This is a genomic window from Pseudarthrobacter sp. NPDC092424, assembly GCF_044754925.1.
Lineage (GTDB): Bacteria > Actinomycetota > Actinomycetes > Actinomycetales > Micrococcaceae > Arthrobacter.
Window position 1 is genome coordinate 580007 of the sequence record NZ_JBIVQC010000002.1, and the last position, 6287, is coordinate 586293.

The 6287-nt window shown below is 66.2% G+C and carries 5 protein-coding genes and 1 pseudogene; 3 read left to right on the forward strand and 3 right to left on the reverse strand.

All coding sequences use genetic code 11. From position 1 onward, the window contains the following. Window positions 1–106 precede the first annotated feature (106 nt). Window positions 107–1024, forward strand: a complete 918-nt coding sequence (locus ACIQCN_RS05690; protein ID WP_400603479.1) for a LysR family transcriptional regulator — start codon at window positions 107–109, stop codon at window positions 1022–1024. Between the two features lie 45 nt (window positions 1025–1069). After that, window positions 1070–1576 (forward strand): DUF2004 domain-containing protein, encoded by a 507-nt coding sequence (locus tag ACIQCN_RS05695; RefSeq protein ID WP_400603478.1) that lies wholly within the window; start codon window positions 1070–1072, stop codon window positions 1574–1576. 60 nt (window positions 1577–1636) lie between these two features. Here ACIQCN_RS05695 and metE read toward each other — a convergent pair whose 3' ends face one another. Both metE and ACIQCN_RS05705 read right to left on the reverse strand, forming a co-directional pair. Beyond that, window positions 1637–3979 (reverse strand): 5-methyltetrahydropteroyltriglutamate--homocysteine S-methyltransferase, encoded by a 2343-nt coding sequence (gene metE / locus ACIQCN_RS05700; protein ID WP_400609828.1) that lies wholly within the window; start codon window positions 3977–3979, stop codon window positions 1637–1639. An 87-nt stretch (window positions 3980–4066) separates the two neighbouring features. Further along, entirely contained in the window at window positions 4067–5023 is a 957-nt protein-coding gene (locus ACIQCN_RS05705; protein WP_400609829.1) for a methylenetetrahydrofolate reductase, read from the reverse strand. Between the two features lie 376 nt (window positions 5024–5399). Here ACIQCN_RS05705 and ACIQCN_RS05710 point away from each other — a divergent pair, with 376 nt between their 5' ends. Then, on the forward strand, window positions 5400–5603 hold the full coding sequence (locus tag ACIQCN_RS05710) for a hypothetical protein (RefSeq protein ID WP_400603475.1): 204 nt from the start codon (window positions 5400–5402) through the stop codon (window positions 5601–5603). A 25-nt stretch (window positions 5604–5628) separates the two neighbouring features. Here ACIQCN_RS05710 and ACIQCN_RS05715 read toward each other — a convergent pair. Beyond that, window positions 5629–6195, reverse strand: a pseudogene (locus ACIQCN_RS05715) (carbohydrate ABC transporter permease); the annotation flags it as partial. Window positions 6196–6287: the final 92 nt, after the last annotated feature.

A 6287-nucleotide genomic window follows, 5' to 3' on the forward strand; every position in this document is an offset into this window, starting at 1 on the left:
TATACGGCCGCGACGCGTATACAGGGGGCAATTCGGCGCGGCCACGCCGGTGGATGGGTGGATGGGGAAGCTTTTTCACCGGGTGTCCGCAGAGTAGGGTGGGCGGGTGGTAAATCCGGTACATCTGAAGACCCTCCTGGAGGTCACGCGCCAGGGCTCGTTCGCGGCCGCCGCGGCCACCCTGGGCTACACTGCCTCCGCCGTCTCCCAACAGATGTCTGCGCTGGAACGCGACACCGGCGTCGTCCTGTTCCAGCGTTCGGCGCGCAGCGTGGTCCCGACGGATGCCGCCGTCGTCATGACCCGGCACGCTGCCAAGGTGCTCACCGACATCGAGGCGCTCATGGCCGCCGCCTCCAGGACCCAGGACACTGCCAGCCAGGAGCTGCGGCTGGGCATCTTTCCCAGCCTGGCCACCTACGTCCTGCCGCGGATCCTGAAGAACCCTGCCTGGAAGGACCTGGGCATTGACCTGAAGGTGTCCGTGGCGGAGCCCGGCCAGACCATCCAGGGGCTGCGCACCGGCGGCGACCTGGATGTCGCCGTGGTGTTCCAGGTGGGGCAGACCGGGTTCGCCTGGCCCAACACCATCAACCGGCAGTGGATCGGCGACGACGACTTCCGGGTGGTGCTGCCGGCGGGTTGGGGCTTCCGCAGCGACGCGAAGGTGGCAGCGGACCATCTGTCGGAGATGCCCTGGATCATGCACCATCCCGGCACCAGCGATGCGATGGTGATCGAGCGGCTTTTCGCCGGCTGCAACCTGCACCCCCGCGTGGTGGCCCACAGCGACGACTTCCACGCCAGCCTGGAAATGGCGGCAGCGGGCCTGGGCGCCGCCCTGGTTCCGGAACTCGCGCTGCGGAAGAAGCCGTCCGGCGTCGTGGTCCTTGACGTCCCGGAAATCCGGCTGGCCCGCAACGTCTTCGCCCTGCTCATCAACGACCGGAAGACCGCCCGCGTGCAGTTGTTCGTGGACCTGCTGGCCGAAACGCTGGCCGGAATGCGCACGGCCGTGAATTAGCTGCCAACGCTGGAATGCACCGGGCTTCGGGTCTATGTTGAAACTATGAACAAGGTAGCGAGCCAGCATTTTGGGGAGATCGAGCTCAACCACGGCCGGGAGCACTCCGTCGCAGCCAAGCACGAACTGCGCGGGCATCCGCTGGAACTCGACCTGAACATCGCCGCCCACGACCACTTCGACGAAGCCGCCCTCCGCAAGGTGGAATACCGGCTGCGCTTCCTGCCCGAACTGGTGGACGAGGTCCGCGAGATGATCGCCGAGGAGCTGGACCAGGAAGGCACCAGCCCCCAGGAATACCTGCACTTCCACTGCAACGCCCTCAAGGACGAGCATCTGCAGAAGGTTTTCGGCGTGGAGGACCGCAGCCAGCTCACCAAGGATGTGTTCCTCAAGGCGCTCAAGCTGGGCCATGTGGGCATCTATCCCGGCCAGCCGGAACGCTATTTCGTCATGGATTTCACCCTCGGGGAGCACTTCACGGACGAGGTCCTGGTGGCCTCGGCGGACGAGGACGGCGTAGTGGACGACGAGATCCTCTGGGAATCCTGAAAAGCAGTTAAAGGACGACGGCGCCCCCTGCCATTGTGGCGGGGGGCGCCGGTCTTTGTGCTACTTGGCAGTTTCCAGCAGTTCCGCGCGGATGGCCTGCGTTGCCTTGACCAGGTTGCGCAGCGACTCTTCGGTCTCGGCGTAGCCGCGGGTCTTCAGGCCGCAGTCCGGGTTGACCCACAGCTGGCGGGACGGGACGTGCTTGACGGCGGTGGCCAGCAGTTCGGTGACTTCCCGCTCTCCCGGCACGCGGGGCGAGTGGATGTCGTAAACACCAGGGCCCACGCCGCGGCCGAAGCCGTGGGACTCGAGGTCGTGGACAACCTCCATGCGGGACCGGGCCGCCTCGATTGAGGTGACGTCGGCGTCAAGGCCGTCGATCGCGTCAATGATCACGCCGAACTCCGAATAGCAGAGGTGGGTGTGGATCTGCGTGGCGTCTTTGGCGCCCGCGGTGGCGAGGCGGAAGGAGTCCACGGACCACTTCAGGTAGTCGGCCTGGCCGGCCCGGCGCAGCGGAAGGAGTTCGCGGAGCGCGGGTTCGTCCACCTGGATCACCTTGATGCCGGCGGCTTCGAGGTCGGCGATCTCGTCCCGCAGCGCCAGGCCAACCTGGTTGGCGGTCTCGGCCAGCGGCTGGTCGTCGCGGACGAAGGACCAGGCCAGGATGGTGACCGGGCCGGTGAGCATGCCCTTCATCGGCTTGCTGGTCAGGGACTGCGCATATTCGGCCCACTTCACCGTGATGGGGGCGGAACGGGTCACGTCACCCCAGAGGATGGACGGGCGGGTGCAGCGGGAACCGTAGGACTGGACCCAGCCGTGCACCGTCACGTCGAAGCCCTCGAGGTTCTCGGCGAAGTACTGGACCATGTCGTTGCGCTCGGGCTCGCCGTGCACCAGGACGTCATAACCCAGCTCTTCCTGCAGGCCCACGACGCGCCTGATCTCGTCCTTCATCAACTGCTCGTACTGCGCGTCGTTGAGCTCGCCCTTGGTGTTGCGGGCACGGGCCGAGCGGATCTCGGACGTCTGCGGGAAGGACCCGATGGTGGTGGTGGGCAGCGGCGGCAGGTGCAGCGCTTGCTCCTGGGCTGCTGCCCGGACCGGGTACTCGGAGCGGCTGAAGTCGGCGGCGGTGAGGGCCTCGGTGCGGGCACGGACGTCCGCGCGGCGGACGCCGTCCGCGCTGGCACGGGAAGCGATCACGGTGGTTGCCTCGTCGATCGCCGACTTGGCCGAGGCGGGATCGGCCAGGTAGGACGCGAGGGTCTTGACCTCCACGGCCTTCTGGTCGGAGAACGCCAGCCAGCTGCGGAGCTGTTCGGGGAGCTGTGTTTCCTCCGCCACGTCATGTGGGACGTGCTGGGTGGAGGTGGAGGTGGAGACAGTGACTTTGCCTGCAGCTGCCTTCAGTGCGTCCAGCTTGGCAGCCGAAGCGGCGAGGTCGTTGCGCCAGATGTTGTGGCCGTCCACCACGCCGGCAACCAGGGTCTTGCTGCCCAGCCCGGCGAGTGCCGCGGCGGAAGGAACGTCACCCTTGAAGACATCGATGTGCAGGGCGTCGATGTTGGTGGCCGCGACAGTGCCCAGCTGGCCGTCCAGCGAACCATAGGGAGTCGAGACCAGGACCTGCGGACGGTTGGCAGCCGAGGTGAGGACCTCGTAGGCGCGGGCCACTGCTGCTTCGATCTCAGCTGCCGGGGTATCCTGGTCAACCACCAGGGCCGGCTCGTCCAGCTGGACCCAGCTTGCACCGGCAGCCGCCAGCTTCTCCAGGAGCCGGACGTACACGGGCAGGATGTCCTCAAGCCTGGACAGCGGTGCGAAGCCGGCGGGGGCGTCGTCGGAAGCCTTGGACAACAGCAGGTAGGTTACCGGGCCCACGATGTAGGGCCGGGTTTCGATGCCGTTCTCCAGGGCGTAGGCGAACTCTTCCACCTTTGCAGTGGAGGCCAGGGTGAAAGCGGTCTCGGGGCCGATCTCCGGCACCAGGTAGTGGTAGTTGGTGTCGAACCACTTGGTCATTTCCAGCGGCTGCTGCTCCTTGGTGCCCCGGGCCAGGGTGAAGTAGCCGTCGATGTCCAGCTGCCCTGCTTCGTTGAGGAGCCCGCCGAAGCGGGCCGGCACCGCCCCCAGGTGCGCAGTGGTGTCGAGGACCTGGTCGTAGAAGGAGAACGTCCCGGGAACTGCGGCGGCCTCGGCCAGGCCGAGCTCCTGCAGGCGCCTGGCAGTGGTGAGCTGGATGTCCTTGGCGGCGGCGTCCAGGGCCGCGGCGTCGATCTTGCCGGCCCAGTAGGCCTCAACGGCCTTCTTGAGCTCGCGGCGGCGGCCGATCCGGGGGTAGCCCAGGAGGGAAGCAGACGGGAAGGGGGTGTTTTTGGGCGTGCTGAAGTCAGTCATGGCGATTCCTCGAATTCTTGGTGGTCTACAGGCGTGGAAGGCTTGGGCCCAGCCAGCGGGGCCGGGTCTGAGCCGGCTACCCGGGTGTCAGACGGCGAGCCGGCGGCCGGCACTGCCGATGGCCCGGCGGCTGGGCCGGGGAAGGGCCAGCTTGTCCAGCACCTGGAGTGCGCTCTGGTGTTCGTTGAACGTATACAGGTGGATGCCGGGAGCGCCGGCATCCAGTGCGGCGTTGGCCAGGTCCACCGTGGCGTTCACGCCGATGCGGAGCCGGTCGGCGTCGGTATCCGCGGCGGCCAGGCGCTCGGTGAGGTCGGCCGCAGGCTCTACCCCGGTCAGTTCCCCCAGCCGCTTCAGGCGGCGCAGGCTGGTCAGCGGCATGACGCCGGGAATGATAGGGATGGTGACCCCGGCACGGCGGGCCCGGGTCAGCAGGTCCGCGTATTGCCCGGCATGGAAGAACACCTGCGTGATGGCAAAATCGGCACCGGAGCGCTGCTTCGCCAGCAGCACCTCGACGTCGTGCGCTTCACTGGGCGACTCAGGATGCCTGGTGGGGTAGGCTGCAACGCCAACCGCGATCTTGCCGGCGCAGAGGAGAGCCGAACGGCGCTGCTCCACGCGGCGGATCAGGTCGATCAGGTCCTGTGCGTAGCGCAGGGAACCATCCCCCGGGCTCGCGCCGTCCTTGGGCAGGTCACCGCGCAGGGCCAGGATGCCCCGTACGCCGGTGTCCAGCAGCTGGCCGATAATCCCTGCCAGTTCCTGTGGCGTGTTGCCCACGCAGGTCAGGTGCGCCAACGGCCGGAGGGTGGTTTCCAGCAGGAGCCGGTTGATCAGGTCCACTGCCGTGTCCCGGTTGGAGCCGCTGGCACCGTATGTCACGGAGACATAGTCGGGGCTTGTGGCTTCCAGTTCACGGATGGTGGTCCACAGGGATTCGGCCGCAGCAGGCGAACGAGGCGGGAAGAGCTCGTAGGACAGCGCCACAGGGGCGGTCTCGGAGAGGGGTGGATGTGTGTCAATAAGGCTTGGTGGCGACATTTGCGTCCTTGGCTTTGGGTCACTGGGGCCGGCTGCCCAAAGGGCGGCACCGATCCGGCAATGAATTTGAGTTTGGGAACACGGAAAAACAACTCCAACAGGGACGCAGCCGCGACTGTTACGCCTGGATTGAAGCTTTCCGTGAGCAAATGTCAGGCCCACATGGGGGCACCCACACCCTCCGGACCGGAGGATCGCTGACACGTTACCGCGGTAACTTGTCTACGACTCTATGAGCAGCCGGAGGCGCTTTCAAGTCGGCCGCCGAATTAAGACGCAGCTTTACGGCCATCCGCGACACTGGGCTGAATATTGTTCGACCAGGCCGGACCCTCGCCCTCTCCCCAACCATCGCCCGCGGGTCTATTCTTTTGCCATGATCGAGCTTCCAGCCAGTTACCAGGAGTTCCTCGCCGGCAAGAGCGAGATGTTCGTCAGCACCGTACGGCCCGTCCTCATGCAGTCCGCTGCAGACAAGCTGCACGGCGTCCGGGTCACCTACAACCCGGGATCCACCGGCCACCAGGCGCACCTTGATGAGTCGCTCCCCTACGGGGTGGTCCTGGAGGACATCGACTAGCGTCCTGCCCGGCAATGGTTCCCCCTCAGCCGCGCACGGCGCCGGACAGCGCAAAGGTGCTGCCCGAAGCTTTGGCCACGATGGCATAGAGGGCGAGGACGGGCGCGGAGTACAGGATGGAGAAGGCGGCCAGCTGCCCGTAGGCCACTGCTCCATGCTGGCCGAAGAAGCTGTAGATCGACACGGCCGCGGGTTGCGTCCCCGGGGACAGGAGCAACACGAATGGCACGAAGAAGTTGCCCCATGCCTGGATGAACACGAAGATGAACACCACCCCCAGCCCGGACCGCATCAGCGGAAGGACGATGGACCACAGCGCCGCCATCCGGGATGCGCCGTCCACCCAGGCTGCTTCTTCCAGGGAGACCGGCACTGAATCCATGAAGTTGCGGGTCATCCAGATGGCCATGGGGAGCGACGTTGCCGCCATGAACAGGATGGTGGCGGGCATGGAGTCCAGCAGTTCCAGCTGCACGAAAAGCCCATAGACCGGAACCATGATCGCGGTGATGGGCAGGCACGTCCCAAACAGGACCCCGTACATGAACGGGGCGTTGAAGCGGGACCGGTAACGGGACAGCGGATAGGCGGCTCTTCGCAGTTGAGGGTGTAGTCGAGGGTCGGCGGCTGGTTCGTGGATAGACGTCGAGGTCTTCCAGGATGGAAGTTCTCACACTGCCCATC

Bases quoted from the DNA above. Each gene is read 5' to 3' on its own strand.
- ACIQCN_RS05695 (WP_400603478.1), top strand. From the start codon at position 1,070: ATGAACAAGGTAGCGAGCCAGCATTTTGGGGAGATCGAGCTCAACCAC.
- metE (WP_400609828.1), bottom strand. From the start codon at position 3,979: ATGACTGACTTCAGCACGCCCAAAAACACCCCCTTCCCGTCTGCTTCC.
- ACIQCN_RS05705 (WP_400609829.1), bottom strand. From the start codon at position 5,023: ATGTCGCCACCAAGCCTTATTGACACACATCCACCCCTCTCCGAGACC.
- ACIQCN_RS05710 (WP_400603475.1), top strand. From the start codon at position 5,400: ATGATCGAGCTTCCAGCCAGTTACCAGGAGTTCCTCGCCGGCAAGAGC.